This window comes from Collinsella tanakaei YIT 12063 (assembly GCF_000225705.1).
In the GTDB taxonomy this organism is placed as follows: Bacteria; Actinomycetota; Coriobacteriia; order Coriobacteriales; family Coriobacteriaceae; genus Collinsella; species Collinsella tanakaei.
Genome location: NZ_JH126472.1, coordinates 14,518 through 29,926 on the forward strand (window position 1 = coordinate 14,518; position 15,409 = coordinate 29,926).

14 protein-coding genes are annotated in these 15,409 nt (G+C 59.7%); 2 read left to right on the forward strand and 12 right to left on the reverse strand.

Annotated elements, in window-relative coordinates:
• Nucleotides 1–215 precede the first annotated feature (215 nt).
• From upp to HMPREF9452_RS08730, 5 genes are all read right to left on the reverse strand, one after another.
• Nucleotides 216–863, reverse strand: a complete 648-nt coding sequence (gene upp, locus HMPREF9452_RS08710) for a uracil phosphoribosyltransferase (RefSeq protein WP_009141772.1) — start codon at nucleotides 861–863, stop codon at nucleotides 216–218.
• A gap of 97 nt (nucleotides 864–960) precedes the next feature.
• The gene (gene rpiB, locus HMPREF9452_RS08715) at nucleotides 961–1,425 is read right to left on the reverse strand and encodes a ribose 5-phosphate isomerase B (RefSeq protein ID WP_009141773.1); all 465 of its coding nucleotides are present in this window, start codon (nucleotides 1,423–1,425) and stop codon (nucleotides 961–963) included.
• A gap of 80 nt (nucleotides 1,426–1,505) precedes the next feature.
• Complete coding sequence (gene glpK / locus HMPREF9452_RS08720; RefSeq protein WP_009141774.1) at nucleotides 1,506–3,050, reverse strand: glycerol kinase GlpK; 1,545 nt, start codon at nucleotides 3,048–3,050, stop codon at nucleotides 1,506–1,508.
• A gap of 274 nt (nucleotides 3,051–3,324) precedes the next feature.
• Nucleotides 3,325–3,981 carry an L-threonylcarbamoyladenylate synthase gene (locus HMPREF9452_RS08725; protein ID WP_009141775.1) on the reverse strand — a complete coding sequence of 219 codons (657 nt, stop codon included), beginning with the start codon at nucleotides 3,979–3,981 and terminating at the stop codon, nucleotides 3,325–3,327.
• Nucleotides 3,981–5,087, reverse strand: a complete 1,107-nt coding sequence (locus HMPREF9452_RS08730; RefSeq protein ID WP_009141776.1) for a N5-glutamine methyltransferase family protein — start codon at nucleotides 5,085–5,087, stop codon at nucleotides 3,981–3,983. Before HMPREF9452_RS08730 ends, HMPREF9452_RS08725 begins: the two co-directional genes overlap by 1 nt.
• A gap of 276 nt (nucleotides 5,088–5,363) precedes the next feature.
• Between HMPREF9452_RS08730 and HMPREF9452_RS08735 the strand changes: the two genes are divergently transcribed.
• Nucleotides 5,364–6,386 carry a YitT family protein gene (locus HMPREF9452_RS08735; RefSeq protein ID WP_009141777.1) on the forward strand — a complete coding sequence of 341 codons (1,023 nt, stop codon included), beginning with the start codon at nucleotides 5,364–5,366 and terminating at the stop codon, nucleotides 6,384–6,386.
• Nucleotides 6,387–6,509: 123 nt separating this feature from the next.
• Here HMPREF9452_RS08735 and prfA read toward each other — a convergent pair whose 3' ends face one another.
• A complete protein-coding gene (gene prfA / locus HMPREF9452_RS08740; RefSeq protein ID WP_009141778.1) occupies nucleotides 6,510–7,577 on the reverse strand; it encodes a peptide chain release factor 1 in 1,068 nt (355 codons plus the stop codon).
• A gap of 417 nt (nucleotides 7,578–7,994) precedes the next feature.
• On the reverse strand, nucleotides 7,995–8,879 hold the full coding sequence (locus tag HMPREF9452_RS08745) for an aldose 1-epimerase family protein (RefSeq protein ID WP_009141779.1): 885 nt from the start codon (nucleotides 8,877–8,879) through the stop codon (nucleotides 7,995–7,997).
• Nucleotides 8,880–9,102: 223 nt separating this feature from the next.
• On the opposite strand from HMPREF9452_RS08745, the gene menA reads away from it, so the two are divergent.
• Entirely contained in the window at nucleotides 9,103–10,122 is a 1,020-nt protein-coding gene (gene menA / locus HMPREF9452_RS11430; RefSeq protein WP_009141780.1) for a 1,4-dihydroxy-2-naphthoate octaprenyltransferase, read from the forward strand.
• A 94-nt stretch (nucleotides 10,123–10,216) separates the two neighbouring features.
• Here the strand turns inward: menA and HMPREF9452_RS08755 are convergent, their stop codons facing one another.
• The 5 genes from HMPREF9452_RS08755 to HMPREF9452_RS08775 form a co-directional block, all read right to left on the reverse strand.
• Nucleotides 10,217–11,008, reverse strand: coding sequence for an amino acid ABC transporter ATP-binding protein (locus HMPREF9452_RS08755; protein ID WP_009141781.1), 792 nt, complete (start codon nucleotides 11,006–11,008; stop codon nucleotides 10,217–10,219).
• Between the two features lie 3 nt (nucleotides 11,009–11,011).
• Nucleotides 11,012–12,214, reverse strand: a complete 1,203-nt coding sequence (locus HMPREF9452_RS08760; RefSeq protein WP_009141782.1) for an amino acid ABC transporter permease — start codon at nucleotides 12,212–12,214, stop codon at nucleotides 11,012–11,014.
• A 205-nt stretch (nucleotides 12,215–12,419) separates the two neighbouring features.
• Nucleotides 12,420–13,346 (reverse strand): transporter substrate-binding domain-containing protein, encoded by a 927-nt coding sequence (locus tag HMPREF9452_RS08765; protein ID WP_009141783.1) that lies wholly within the window; start codon nucleotides 13,344–13,346, stop codon nucleotides 12,420–12,422.
• Nucleotides 13,347–13,918: 572 nt separating this feature from the next.
• Complete coding sequence (locus HMPREF9452_RS08770) at nucleotides 13,919–14,386, reverse strand: low molecular weight protein-tyrosine-phosphatase (protein WP_009141784.1); 468 nt, start codon at nucleotides 14,384–14,386, stop codon at nucleotides 13,919–13,921.
• A gap of 341 nt (nucleotides 14,387–14,727) precedes the next feature.
• Nucleotides 14,728–15,300 carry a histidine phosphatase family protein gene (locus HMPREF9452_RS08775; RefSeq protein WP_009141785.1) on the reverse strand — a complete coding sequence of 191 codons (573 nt, stop codon included), beginning with the start codon at nucleotides 15,298–15,300 and terminating at the stop codon, nucleotides 14,728–14,730.
• Nucleotides 15,301–15,409: the final 109 nt, after the last annotated feature.

The window sequence follows — 15,409 nt, forward strand, 5'->3', positions numbered from 1 at the left end:
TTCACCCTTCCTGCCGCACGGGCTCCGCCTCTTCAGCGGGACTCGCCGAGCGCTCGAGACCCTATTGTAAGCAGTTGCTTGTTCATTTCAATGGGTTTATTTCACACTGGTTACCTATATCGCCGACCAGTGCGCGTTATGCAACAAACGGGCTGCATATGACGACTAACGGTGCATGCAGCCCTTGTTTCATGTGGTTGATTTATGGACAACTGTTACTTAGTACCGAAGATTCGGTCGCCCGCATCGCCCAAACCGGGAACGATGTAAGCGTTTTCATTCAGTCGCTCGTCCACCGAGCAGGTGTAGACGCGCACGTCCGGATCCGCGTCGAGGACCGCCTTGATGCCCTCGGGTGCGGCGATAAGAACCAGGAGGCGAACATCCTTGACGCCCTGGCTGCGTAGATACTCAATAGCGGCAGTGGCGGAGCCGCCGGTAGCGAGCATGGGGTCGACCACCAGGCAGGTGCGCTGGTCGATATCTGCGGGAACCTTGCAGTAGTACTCGTGAGGCTCGTGGGTTTCCTCATCGCGGTACATGCCCACATGTCCAACGCGAGCTGCGGGGATGAGCTCGAGCATGCCGTCGACCATACCCAGTCCGGCACGCAGGATAGGAATGATAGCGACCTTGCGACCGGCGATCTGCTTGGCGGTAGTGGTGCAGATGGGCGTGGTCACCTCAACATCCTCAAGCGGAAAGTCGCGCGTCGCCTCATAGCCCTCGAACAGGGCAAGCTCCTTCACTAGCTCGCGAAACTGCTTGGAGCCCGTCTTGACGTCGCGCATGATGGTAAGCTTGTGCTGCACCATGGGGTGATCGACTACGGTCAAGCGACTCTGGTCAAATTCAACGCTCATATATCTCCAATCAAAAAGGGGCCGGCACTGGTTTCATGGCTCCCATAAAACCCGCACCGGCCACAGCCATACAAATGGATACTCGGGATTCGCAACGCTACGCAGAGGCCGCGTTCTTACCGGTGGTGTCGAGCTTCATGATCTTCTCGACGCGTGCCGCATGGCGCCCGCCCTCGAACTCCGAGGTAAGGAAGACCTTGACGATGTCGCGGTTGACGGCCGGGTCGACAAAGCGGCCGGAGAGACCGATGACGTTGCCGTCGTTATGGCGACGGAACAGGTCCGCGAACTCGGGCGAGGTGATGGACGAGGCGCGAACGCCAGCGACCTTGTCCGCCGCAATAGCGATACCGATACCGGTGCCGCACACGCAAACGCCGCGGTCTGCCTCACCAGAAGCCACGCAGCGCGCGACCTTCTCGCCGTAATCCGGATAATCGACGCGGTCGTCCGTGTCCGGCCCCAGGTCGATGACCTCATGACCGAGCTCGTCCGCAAGATATGCGGCAAGCATCTGCTTCTGCTCAAAGCCGGCGTGGTCGGAGCCAATGGCGATACGCATGGAAACGTTCCTTTCCTCGTTGGTTGCCTGGGTCACTTACATGTGCCCCTCTTGACGGCGCTCTATTAGCGACACGTGTCTCACTGTAACACGGTACGGGACCGCGCCACAGCGTCATGCCAACCTGATAGTACCCGCGCAAGCTCAACGGGATTACCCGCAGGCTCAAAACATTTGCCAAGATTTCTATTCTGAACCAGCTCGTCCCTGTCTTCCCAATAGCCAACGGCAAGGCCCGCCAGGTACGCGGCACCCAGCGCAGTTGTTTCGATGCTCTCGGACTGAGTGATGGGGATTCCCAGCAAGTCCGCTTGGAACTGCATGATGAACTCGTTGCGAGAGGCGGCGCCATCGACGGAAAGCCCGGAGAGCTTGCGACCGGCATCGGCCTCCATGGAGCGAAGGACGTCATAGGTCTGATACGCCATGGACTCGCATGCGGCACGCACCAGCGTGGCGCGATCGGAACCCGCGGTAAGCCCGCAGATGAGACCGCGCGAATCGGGATCCCACCACGGTGCGCCCAAGCCGCTAAACGCAGGAACAAGGTAGCAACCGTTGTTGCTGGACAGCGAGCGGGCTATCGCGGCGGTTTCTCCCGCGTCGGCGATGATGCCGAGCTTGTCGCGCAGCCACTGGATGGTGCTGCCCGCATGGAAGATGGAGCCCTCCAGCGCATAGCTAATCTTGCCGTTTTCCGCGATGCCGATGGTGGACAGCAGCCCGTTCTTGGAATGCACAACCTCATCGCCCGTATTCATGAGCATGAAGCAGCCGGTTCCGTAGGTATTCTTGGTCTGCCCGGGCTCGAAGCAGCAATGGCCAAAGAACGACGCTTGCTGATCGCCGGCAACGCCCGTGATAGGGGGCGTGTGCGTCATGATCTCGCTTGAGACGCGACCAAAGTCACCCGAGCTCCAACGTACCTCGGGCAGCATAGAGCGCGGGATGTCGAGCGCCTCCAGCAGCTCATCGTCCCATTCAAGGGTATGGATGTTGAACAGCATGGTACGGCTGGCGTTGGTGTAGTCGGTGGCGTACACCATGCCGCCAGTGAGGTTGTAGATCAGCCAGGTATCGATGGTGCCGAACATAAGCTGACCGGCGGCCGCCGCCTCTCGAGCACCGCTCACGTTATCGAGAATCCATTTGACCTTGGTGCCGGAGAAGTACGCGTCCGGCTTGAGGCCGGTCTTCTCGCGGATAGTCTGGTCCATACCCTCATGCACCAAAGCGTCCGCGATGGGAGCGGTACGGCGGCACTGCCACCCGATAGCGTTATAAATAGGCTGGCCGGAATCGCGGTCCCACACAACCGTGGTCTCGCGCTGGTTGGTGATGCCGATGGCGGCGATGCTGTCGGAGTGGATGCCGCTCTTAAACTGGACCTCCATCATGACGGCAATCTGCGACGCGAGGATCTCCATGGGATCTTGCTCCACCCAGCCGGGCTGGGGGTATGTTGTGCTTATTGCGCGCGAAGCCTGCGCCACGATGCAGTCGTACTCGTCCACGATGATGGCACGAACCGACGTGGTACCCGAATCGAGCGCCATGATATAGCTACCGCCGTGAGGCAGGTACATTTGGTCGACCAAGCCCAGGTCTTTTAACGAGAACGCCATAGCGGCACCTTTCTTGAGCACAAAAAGCAACCAGGTTGCACACCCGGTGAATTTACATCGAATTGTCTGTTGTTGCAGCATTGTGTCACATCGCCCATGCGCACCCTGTGATGGTTTTATAGCCACCCGACAAGCGGGTTGAATGGTCGGTTAACGACAAAAGCGACCCTTCGCGCAGGGTCGCTTGCACCAATAGGCACCAACAACGAGGCGATGCGTCCGCTATCGCTCACGCTTGAGCACCATGTCTCCATATTGCTGTTGCACGCGCGGCCTACGCGAGCGCCGCCCGGATCTCACCGGCAGAGATTGCCCCCTCACGCAGAATCACGGGCTCGCCGTCGCGCACGGCAACGATGGTCGATGCATCACGGCACGTTGTCCGCCCCGCGTCCACCGCAACGTCCACGCCCGCCACGATACGCTCCTCCGCCGCCGCAAACGAATCTGGCGCCGGCGCACCATGCGTGTTGGCAGATGTCACCGCCAGCGGGGATCCGCAAGCGCGCACCAGATACTGAATGACCGGAGAGGCGGAGGCGCGCAGCGCCACGGTATTGTCCGCCGCCCGCATAAACGAGGGAACCAACGGCGACGCCTTCACCACAACCGTCAGCGCGCCTGGCCAAAAAGCGGATGCCAGCGCGCGAATCTGAGGCGCGACATCCCGCCCAAAGCGATCAAGGTCCTTAGGTCCAGCCACCAGCCACGGCACGGTTTGGGCGACGTCGCGATGCTTCAGCGTAAAGATTCTGCCGTATCCCGTTTGGGGTCCCGGCGTCTCCCCGCATGCGCTGTAGGCGCCCACGCACACGCCCACACCATACACGGTTTCGGTGGGCAGCAGGGCAAGGGCGCCAGCCCTGAGCGCATCCGCAACCCCATCAAGACCGTCTGTGCAACCAGGACCAACTGCAACAACCTTAGTCATTAAGCCTCTCCAACCGTCGCCAAGATGATACGGGGGCGGCGCGCAAGGTCTTCGATTATCCTAACGTCCTTGAACCCTGCCGCAGTGCAGATAGCCGCCGCATCCTGAAGCGACTCCTCGTGCAGCTCGCATGCAAGCAAGCCTCCAGGTCGCAGCATCCTAGGCGCCGCGGCGACTAAGCGGCGGAAGATGTCGAGCCCGTCTTCTCCGCCCTCAAGAGCTAAATGGGGCTCATAATCGGTCACCTCTAAGGGGAGGACCTCCATCACCTTGCGCGGAATGTACGGCGGGTTTGACACCAGTACGTCAAACGCCCCGGCCTCATCCGGGCGCACCGGCGACACCAAGTCGCCCAAGCGAAACGCCACCGTCTCCTCGTCCATATGAAGAGCATCGCGATTAGCGATCGCAAGCTCCACGGCTTTGGGATTGACGTCCGTGGAGACGCAGCGCACGCTCCCCTCTCGCTCCGCGGCGATTGAGAGCGATATGCATCCGGTTCCGCAACCAACCTCAAGAACTCGCGCCACGCGCTGCCCATCTTGCGCACCGGATTGCCCGGACTCCGCATCCAGCCCAGCCGCGACGTCGGCGGAAATGTCCTCGGCCACTAGAGCCGTCTCGCCAGCCGCCTCGGTGCCCTCCTCTTCAGCCCGCTTCGCGGCGGCAGCCTCCTCTGCTCGTCGAGCCTCCTCAACCTGGGCGTTCCAGGGCAGCTCGACGCGCGCTCTACCAGAGGCGGGGCCCGCCCCCAGCACGCTGCGGTCAAGGTAGTCCAGCACCTCGCCCACCAATACCTCGGTTTCTGGACGAGGAATCAGCACCCCCGGGGCACATTTGATCTCAAGCGTCCTAAACCCGGTTGTCCCCGTAATGTACTGCACGGGCTCACCCTTGGCGCGTCGCACCACCGCTTGATGCATGCGATCGAGCTCGACGGGAGACATGGGCTTATCAAGCCCCATATAAAGGTCGATGCGCTTCATACCGGTCACGCTGGTCAAAAGCAACTCGGCCGTATAGCGGGCATGCTCGTCACCTTTCTTGCCCAGGTAATCGCGCGTCCAGTCCAGGCAGCGGCCGATAGTCCATACCTCGTTCGCCATAGCCCAACCCTTCCTCTCGCTCGCCTCGCAACCCGCCAAGGGCGTGAAGGCGCTTCGTGTTTCGCAAGCGATTCTACTTCATGAACAATCACACAAGGAGAAAACCAGCGCTTTTGCATGACTAGGAGCCGTTTTTTCTTGGCAGCATGTCCCATGTGCGCACAATCTATCAGAAAACTCGTCCGCATCTTCAAACGTGCGCCGCTTGTACTACTATGTGCACGCAGCGTCGAGCCGCACCCCATCAGCCTTCCGCCCCAAAGGAGATGACCGCGAATGTCGGGCACCAGCCCCCTCGAGAGCATCAAGCACCTTGGTCGCTATATCTTTGTCCGCCGTGTTGTCACCCTGCTCTGCGTTCTAGCCTCCGCCCTGCTTCAAACCTACGTGATCCAAGCGTTTGTCAACCCTGCCAACCTGCTTTCCGGCGGCTTCACCGGCATCGCGCTGCTTATCGACCGCGTCACGTCGCTGGTAGGCGTTAGCTTTCCCACGTCATTGGGCGTGCTGGCGCTCAACGCCCCCGTCGCCCTCTTCTGCTGGCGCAGCATCAGCAAACGCTTTGTCATCTTCTTCATGATTCAGGTAGCGCTGCTCAGCCTCTTCCTGCGTATCTTCTCATTCCAGCCTATTCTGGGCGAAACCCTGCTCAACGTCATCTTTGGCGGCGTGCTCAACGGCATCGCCATCGCCATCGCGCTCAAAAGCGGCGCGTCCACCGCGGGCACGGACTTTATCGCGCTGTACGTCTCCAACAAAACGGGCAAGACCATCTGGCCGTATGTTTTCGCCGCCAACTGCTGCGTGCTGGGTATCTTTGGCGCCATCTTTGGCTGGGAGCACGCCGCGTACTCCATAGTCTTCCAGTTCATCTCCACCAAGGCGATCGATGGCTTCTACCACCGCTACAACCGCTCGACGCTCATTATCACGACCAAGCGCCCCAAAGAGGTGGCGGACATCTACACCGCGACGTTCCACCACGGCGCCAGCATCATCGACGGCACCGGTGCGTATAGCGGCGAGGCCGTTGGCATTATCCACGCGGTCCTGTCCTCCTATGAAGTGGGCGATGCCATCAAGACCATCCGCTCCGTCGATCCGCGCGCCGTCATCAACGTGCTCAAAACCGATGACTTTGCGGGCAACTTCCACCGCGCCGGCGTAGACGAACCCCTGCCCAGCGAAGTGCTGTCCACCCCCGACGACGATCCGGTGCTAGAAATCGCCCAGCACATCCGCGCCGGCGCCGATCTTGCCAAGACGCCGCGCAAACCCTGGATGCGCCCCCGCGATTAGCGTCCGCGAAGCCACCTTGCACCGTAAGGCCGCTTCTCCCAAATGAAGAGAGCCGGAGCTCCCACACGGACGCCCCGGCTCTCTTCATTGCTATCATTGCGCGCGCAGCGACTCTAGAACGCCTTAGACGGCGGCGGCGAGCTTCTCCGCGCGGTCGGCAGCGGCGAGCGCCTCGATTACGGTGGACAGTTGGTCGCCCAGCAGAACGCCGTTGTAGGTGGAGTTGAATCCGATGCGGTGATCGGTCACGCGGTCCTGCGGCTGGTTATAGGTACGAATCTTCTCAGAACGGTTGCCGTGGCCAATCTGGCTGGAGCGCTCGGCACCCAGCTCTGCCTGCTGGCGCTCAAGCTCCATCTCGTACAGGCGGGCGCGCAGCATCTGCATGCAGACCTCGCGGTTCTGGATCTGAGAGCGCTGCTCCTGGGACTGCACCACGGTGTTGGTGGGCAGGTGGGTGATGCGCACCGCCGAGTAGGTGGTGTTAACGCACTGACCGCCGGGGCCGGAAGCGCAGTAGGTGTCGATGCGCAGGTCGGACTGGTTGATCTGAACGTCGATCTCCTCCGCCTCGGGCAGCACGGCAACGGTCGCGGTAGAGGTCTGGATGCGGCCCTGGCTCTCGGTCTTGGGAACGCGCTGAACGCGGTGCACGCCGGACTCGTACTTCATAACGGAATAGACCTTGTCGCCCTCGACCTTGAACTCGATGCTCTTGAAGCCGCCAGCCTCGCTGGGGCTGGAGTCAAGCACGGTCATCTTCCACTTCTTGGTCTCGAAGAAGCGCTGGTACATCTTGAACAGGTCGCCGGCAAAGATTGCCGCCTCGTCGCCACCGGCGGCGGAGCGGATCTCGACAATGGTGTTCTTCTCATCGTTGGGGTCGCTGGGGATGAGCATGAACTTGATGTCTTCCTCCAGCTGGGGCAGCTTGGCCTCGTTCTCGGAGATGTCCATCTGGAGCATCTCCTTCTCGTCCGCATCGCTGGCCTCGCGCAGCATCTCCTTGGCAGCCTCGATGTCATCCAACGCAGAGATGTACTCGCGTGCGGCGTTCACCAGGTCGGTCTGGTGCGCGTACTCCTTGTTGAGGCGCGTGAACTCCTTGATGTTGCCGGCAACGGACGGATCGGAAAGCTTCTTCTCAAGCTCCTGGTAGGCGATGATGATCTTCTCGAGCTTATCGCGCATAGCTGATCTCCTTATTTACATGTGTGGGTCGACTAAGGGCGGCCGCGCGGGGCGGCACATCATATAGCAACTCGGCGTATGGACATGACGGGGCACTCGCGCAACCACGGCGCGAGAAAAACCTACCTAGCTAGAGCATGTCGAATGCAAAACGCACGAATAATCCCCTTTCAACGGCTGCTATGATACCCAACCTCGGGGCGCCTGGGCAACATCGAGCGCGTCTTTGCAGATAAAGCGGGGTGCTATAACGCAAAACGCCCACAGATGGCAGGTCTCGATCAGACCTCGTGCACCAAACGCCGTCGATAACAAGAAGGCCTCCCCTTCCTCCCCCGGGATGTTCTGAGGCGCAACGCGCCGAACACATCCCGGGGGAGGAAGGGGAGGCCCCACCTACTTATATATATTGGTGCGCTAATGAACCGTCATCGAGAACGAGCGCTCGTCCACATCGCCCGGAGCCAGAATGATGATGTTGTCGCGATGCTCCAGCACATCGTCCTCATCCGGCATGCCGGCGTGGCCCGTCCAGGGCTCAACGGCAACAAACGGCGCATCCGGCTTGGCAGACCAAATGCCCACAAAGTCAAAGCCGGGGAAGTCCAGGCGCACGCCACGGCCGGAGACCTTGCTTACCAGGTCGATGGTATTGTTGGGCACGCTGCGCAGCACCACGGTGTCAAAGTCGAACAGACCGCGGTTGACGGCGATGGCGTCGCTGTCCTGCAGGATATGGATGGGATCGGTATAGGAGATCATGCCGCCGTCGACAATCTTGGGGGAGTCGCCCGTCCAGGGCTCGCAAAAGCGCAGCTCGTAATCGTCAAAAGACTCATCCGTGGTACCGGGCATGGGCACGTTGAACGCGGGGTGGCCGCCCACGGCAAAGGGCATGGCGACGTCGCTGCTGTTGGTCACCTTGAAGGTTTGGGTAAGCGTGGCGTCGCCGGTGATGGCGTAGGTCATGTTGAGGGTGAAGTTGTAGGGGTACACGGCCAGCGTCTTATCGCTTTGGGTGAGCTCGAAGGTGACGGAAGACTCGTCCTGGGCGATCACCTTGTGCTCGAAGTCGCGCGCGAAGCCGTGGCGCGGCATGTGGCACACGCCGGCAGAGCACTGCAGCTCTTTGGCGCCGGGCTCGCCCACCTGGGGGAACAGGACGGGAGAGGTCTTGGCCCACCATGCGGGGTCTGCCTGCCACAGGTACTCGTCACCGTTGAGCGCCAGCCCCATAAGCTGCGCGCCCTTGGTGTCAACGCGTGCGACCAGGCCGCCGCGCGAAAGCGTGATGATGGACATTGCTCCTCCTAAAAGCCGTGCTTGTGCATCGATTCCAGCTGCAGCGCCGGGTACGGTCGCGCAACACGCGCGGGCACCCGGCATACTTTCTCCATTCTACCGCGATGCGGAAGCCCACCGGGTGCACACGCGTCCTCACGCGATGGCTAAACTGGTTAGGATGAGGGCAGCAAGCTCCTATAATGAAGTGCTTGACGACGCAGGTGAAAGGCATGGCGACATAATGAACGCGCAGGTACAGAACACTTCCGCACATGAAGTTCGAGCGGCATGGATCGAGGCGGCTCGGCTGCGCACCCTACCGCTGGCGGCGTCGGGCTCGCTCATCGCCGCAGGACTGGCGGCGGCGCGCGGGGCCTTTAGGGTCGAGGTCTTTATCCTCATGCTTGTTGTCTCCGTGCTGCTGCAGGTTATTGCCAACTTTGCGGACGATTACGGTGACCTTGCGCACGGCTTGGACGATGAGACCCGTGTTGGCCCTAAGCGCGGCATGCAGAGAGGCATTATCACACCACGGCAGATGAAGCGCGCGCTCTTTGGCACCTGTGCCCTTACCTTTGCGCTGGGATGCCTGTTGATTTGGGTGTCTTTCCTGCGCGGGCCCGCGCTTGACGGAAACGCCGTCGCCGCGATGGGCGTCTTTCTGGCATTCGGCGTCGCCGCCATTGCCGCCGCGGTCTTCTACACCGTGGGGCCGCACCCCTATGGTTACATGGGACTGGGCGACATTATGAGCTTTATCTTCTTTGGCCTGGTCGCCGTATGCGCAGGCAGCTTTCTGTACCTGCATCGCTTTGATGCCGCATCGCTGGTCGCGGGCGTGGCGCTGGGCCTGCCGGTAGCCGCGGTGATGAACATCAACAACATGCGCGATTCGCTGGACGATGCCTCCAAGGGCAAGCGCACCATCGCCAACAGGCTCTATGAGCTGGGCGAGGGCTGCGGCGCAACCGTGCACGGACAGCGCGTAAACGGAGAGCAGGCCATGCGGATATACCACACGGCCCTGCTCTACCTGTCACTTATCTTGTTTGTCGCCTTCATCTTTGTCGTGAAGGGATTCTCGCTGCGCACCTTTGTTGCGGGCGCCGCAATCTGCCTGAGCTTTCAACCCCTTATGAGCGCGCTGGCAGGCATTGTGCAGGAGCCCGACCACACCAAGCTCGACCGCTTTATGGCGCCCACCAGCCTGGGCACCGTGGCCGTCGCCATCATGGTGACCATCTGCCTGGTGGTCGCGTAACGGCCGTACGCACCGTAGCGAGGCCGCGGTAACGTGGAACCTGCAGCCGAAACATCCGCAGACTCCACAGGCACGGCGGCCGCGCGGACGGGAATTACGCCCTCACCGCGTCGGCATCGTCCAGATAACGCTTAAGGAACTCGCGAGTACGGGCATGCTGCGGGTTGCCAAAGATCTGCGCGGGAGCGCCCTGCTCTGCGATCACGCCCTTGTCCATAAAGACCACGCGATCGGAAACCGTGCGCGCAAAGGCCATCTCGTGCGTGACCACCACCATGGTCATACCCTCTGCCGCCAGCTTGCGCATAGCCTCAAGCACCTCGCCCACAATCTCGGGGTCAAGGGCGCTGGTGGGCTCGTCGAACAGCATGATCTTGGGGTTCATGCACAGCGCGCGGGCGATGGCGACGCGCTGCTTTTGACCACCGGACAGCTTGGCTACGGCGGCGTCGGCAAAATCTGCCAGGCCAACGGACTCCAAATGGTGCATAGCGGTTTGCTCGGCCTCTTGCTTGGTGGCTTTTTTCAGCGTGACCGGCGCCAGGGTGCAGTTGTCCAGCACGTCCATGTTGTTGAACAGGTTGAATCCCTGGAACACCATGCCAATGTCCTCGCGCAGCTTATTCACGTCCACATGGTCGGCGGTGAGGTCGGAACCCTGGAACCACACGTGGCCAGCGTCCGGCGTTTCAAGCAAATTGATGCAGCGCAAAAGGGTCGATTTGCCCGAGCCCGATGCGCCGATGATGGTGACTACCTCGCCCGGCATAATATCCAGGTTCACATCGCGCAAGACCTCGAGATCGCCAAAGGATTTACGCAACCCCTCGATGCGCACCATGGGCTTAGCGCTTGCGCCGTCTGCGGTGGTATTGATCTGTGCCATGGTTTATTTCTCCTCCACGTTGATGGGCTGGTCCGACGTGCCGCCAACCTTGACCGCGGCCACTTCCAAGCGGCGCGCCAAGCGGTTGAGCAACCACGAGGCAAGCATGGTGAGGCACAGGTAGATGATGCTGGTGATAAGCGCGGCATCAAACTGGCGATAGTAGGTGCCACCCACCGTGGTAGTGGCGAACATGAGGTCAAACGTGCCGATGACGGAGAGTACTGACGAGTCTTTGATATTGATGATCAGCTCGTTAGACAGGCCCGGGATGGCAAACTTGACGCCCTGGGGAAACACAACCTTGCGCATGGCCTGCCACTGGGAGAGACCCAGCGAGCGCGCGGCCTCCGCCTGGCCCATATCCACGGATTCGATGCCGCCGCGCAGCACCTCCATCATGTAGGCGGTTGAGTTGAGCGTAATGGTCACCAAGCCCGCCGCAAACGTGCTCCAAATGCCGTTGATCTGCGTGGTGGTGAGATTGGTCATCTTAAAGAGGCCAAACACGCCAAAGAAGATGATCATGGCCTGGACCATCATAGGCGTACCGCGCACCACGGTGCTGTAAACCTTGGCAAAGCCGGATCCAACCACTTTGAGAAAACGGACAAAGTCGTTATCGGAACGGTCGACAACCTGAATGCGCAGGAACACAAGAAGCAACGCCAGGAAAAACGCGATGCTGGTACCAAAGACCGCCAACAGCACGGTGGTCTTAAAGCCCTCGTAAAACGTGCCGCGACCCTTGTACAAAACGTAGAGCATGCGCTCCAGCGTGGTCTCGGGCATAGACGTGGCAGTAGATGCAACCGCCCACGCGGACGCCAGGCCCATGCCAATGCGGTCCACCACCAGTACGGCGACAATAAGCCACACCACGTAGGAAACATAACGCAGGAGGCGTGCCACAGCGGGCTTGGTAAACAAAGACTCGTCCGCATAGGTACGCCACTTAGCAAGCTTGAACACCAGGGCAACAGCGCTTAGCACCAGCCAAGCGATCAAGATGTAGTACATGACCACCTCGACCATGTAGGCGTTTGCCATAAAGCTCATTGCGGGACGAGGGCTACTGGAAAGCATCGCGCCCAGGGCGGCGACGGCACTGGTAGCCAGCAATACATAGCGGTGGTCAGACAATATAAACGTTGCTAGACGGCCGCGGCTGTTTGCGCCTGCCGTCTGCGATTGATTGGAGCCCATGTCTTCTCCCATACCTCAATCAGTACTGTTGTGTTTGTTCTTGCAAATTGCCGCAAGACGCACGCCGGCCAATGTTCAACCGACGCGCGTCTGCGCAGTGCTTCTATGTTGCAAATGCACCCGGCCAAAACTTCGTCCGGCCAAGGGGCTGCCATCCAAACGTAGCGACCGGAGCTCGCCGCCCCAAGCGCCACGCCGCATCTATTTACATAGGCTGACGATCCATGCAGGCAGTCCACATGGCCTGACGGTCATCCTCGTTGATGCCCGCGATGATCTCGTTGATCTGGTCCAGCACCGCATCCTGCCCCTTGGCGATGGCGGCGTTGTCCGGCATGACGGAACCCTCGAACTTATCGGTCATCTCAAGCTCGACAAAGTCCGGGTAGGTCTCAAGCAGCTTGGGAACAGAAAGCATGGAATAGGTGACGATGTCGCAAGTACCGTTGTTGAGGTTCTCAACAACCATGGGCACGGTCTCCGCCGGCGTCATATGGTTGATGTTGGGAATCTGGTCGATGACGTCATCGTACATGGTCGCGGCCTGACCCAGGATCGATGCGCCCTCGAGCTCGGCAAACGTGGTGGCCCCAGCGAAGGCGGAATCCTTCTTGGTAATCATGACAATGTCATCGTCCACGTAGGAGTCAGAGAACGCCGCGGCGGACTCACGCTCGGGTGTGACGGACATACCGGCGCACACAATGTCGATCTGACCATTGTTAACGGCGTCGATCAAACCTGCAAAGTCAAGTTTGACGGCGACGGGCTCAAGGCCCAGCTCCTCGGCGATGATCTTGGCAACCTGAACGTCATAACCGTCCGCATAGGCGCCCTTGACGTTCTCGATGGGAATGGTGAAATCGGACTCTTCGGTGACCTGCCAGTTGTAGGGTGCGTAAGCCGCCTCCATACCAACTCGCAGGGTCTTGCCATCACCAAGGGTAGCCTTCTTATCGCTCTCCTCCGCGGAGCCCTTGTCCGCATCGCTCTCAGGCGCGGCGGGGCCGCAGCCGGTGAGAATCAGCATTCCGCCCATACCCAGGGCGGTAACACCGGAAAGCTTGAGAAAATCTCGACGTGAGCACTGGCTAGTTGCAGCAACCATCTGCTGCTTTGCGTTCTTGGTCATGGCGGTTCCTTCCGTTTATGAGCGCAATATCCCCTTCCGTGCCCCGCAACCGGAGGGGACCCATTCCCCTCCCCCTTGCAACTTAATGCGAGAAAGTTACGTGCACAATCGCCAAGGATAGCGTGAATGCGCAGCAGACGCTAGCGCGCAATAAAGCGGCAACATTCACTTTTTGGCTCATTTGATGCGCTAACGGCGGCTCTTTTTTCACAACGAACAACGTCGGCGCCTCGCCTCTCACCATTCTCTTCATCCAATACCGCTTACGCATCGCTCGGTACACTAATAGTGCATTAATGCCTGTCATTCATTCATTACATCTTTGGACGAGTGCTTGAAGCATAGATATCTATTCATTAAAAGTTGCTTATTATCTATCTTTTATACAATAGCATGCGGAAGCATCCCCACCGGCCCCTCGACATATGCGCCACACCCCATGACACCCGCGCCGCGGCCGGGCATTCAAAAAAGAACATGATTCGCACACTAACGCTGCCACTATTTACGCACGCGGTCACGCCCTCTGCCTCGCCCCGCCCAGCGTCCCTGAGCCCCGCACCGCGCAACCGCTACGCAAGCATCTCGAGCAACGCCGTGCAGCCGTTGACCACGTCCGCGTACGTCGCGTCAAAATTGCCCGTGTACCAGGGATCTGCCACATCGCGCGATGAACCCGCGAACGAGAGCAGCTTTGCCAACTTGGCGCCGCCGTCTGCCCGGCACGCAGCATTGGACGAGAATATCCTGGAAAGGCCGCGCATGTTCTCGCCATCCATACCAACAATGTAATCCCAGTCGCCATACTCGTCCCCACGCACCTGTCGGGCACGGTGCGGCACCACCGCGATGCCGGCGCGCTGCAAGCGCGAAACCGTGCCGCGATGCGGCGGGTTGCCGATCTCTTCCCTACTGGTCGCTGCAGAATCGGTGCGAAACTCGCCCTCGCGACCCGCCTCTGCCACCAGGTGCGCCATCACGGACTGAGCCATGGTGCTCCTGCAGATGTTGCCGTGGCATACAAAGAGAATGCGGTACATGGGTCCTCCAGATTCGTCCGCGATGACGTTGCCACAAGCTAGCTTACCCGCAAACCGGCTTATCCACTGGAGTCGACAAACCTTGGGTATTAAGAAGGACCGTTTTTCAATGCCTAAGTGGTCCGTTTTAATACCTCTGTGAAAATCGGTATTATCCTTTACCACTTTTCTACGATTTTTTGGTCATCTTTAATACCGATTTCCAAATCGGTATTACAGCGTGTCATTTTTAGCATTCAAAATGGCACGCTGTAATACCCATGCCACATGAAGCGCGCAAGTCAGTCTGCGGCCTCAATCATGGACGTAGGACCAGGGCGGTATCTTGGCCACAGCTGACGCTACTCCAAGCGAATCGCCTGTTCAAAGCTAAAGACGCCGTCTTCAAAATCAAACACCAAGATTAGACAGTTTCCCCAACCGCGGGCAAGCTCCTCTTTGGCGGCATGGTAGACCGCGCGCAAGAAGTTGTAGTTTGCGCCCCCATGGCTCACGGCAAGCACGCGCTCGTGCCCCTCTTGGCTCATAACCTGGGTTAGGGTCTCCACCATACGGTCTCGCACCCAATCCGACGAGTCGCCGCCAAACGGCAGGTAATAGCTCACGCACTCCTCGGGCGTTTTGGCGCACAGGTAATCTGGCAGACCCTCTAGCTTGCCAAAGTTCATCTCCTTAAGACCGCGCAGACGCGTGTACGGCATGCTGGTCATAAGCTCAAGCGTATCGCTCGCGCGCTCGGACGTTGAGCAGTACACATGATCAAATGCGATGCCCCGCTCTTCAAAATACCTGCCTACCGTACGAGCCTGCTCTCGTCCGCGGGCGGTAAGGGGCGAGTCGCACCACCCCTGCACGCGATGCTCAACATTGAACTGCGTCTCACCGTGACGTACCAAATACAGTTTCTTGCCCATGCGTGCTCCTCCTCCGCATCGCGCCTTCACCGCAATCCAATCTTTGCGCCGCAGGCTTATCGTGCCACCTTGATAAAGAACCTTACGCACGGGCTAGACACATGTCCAA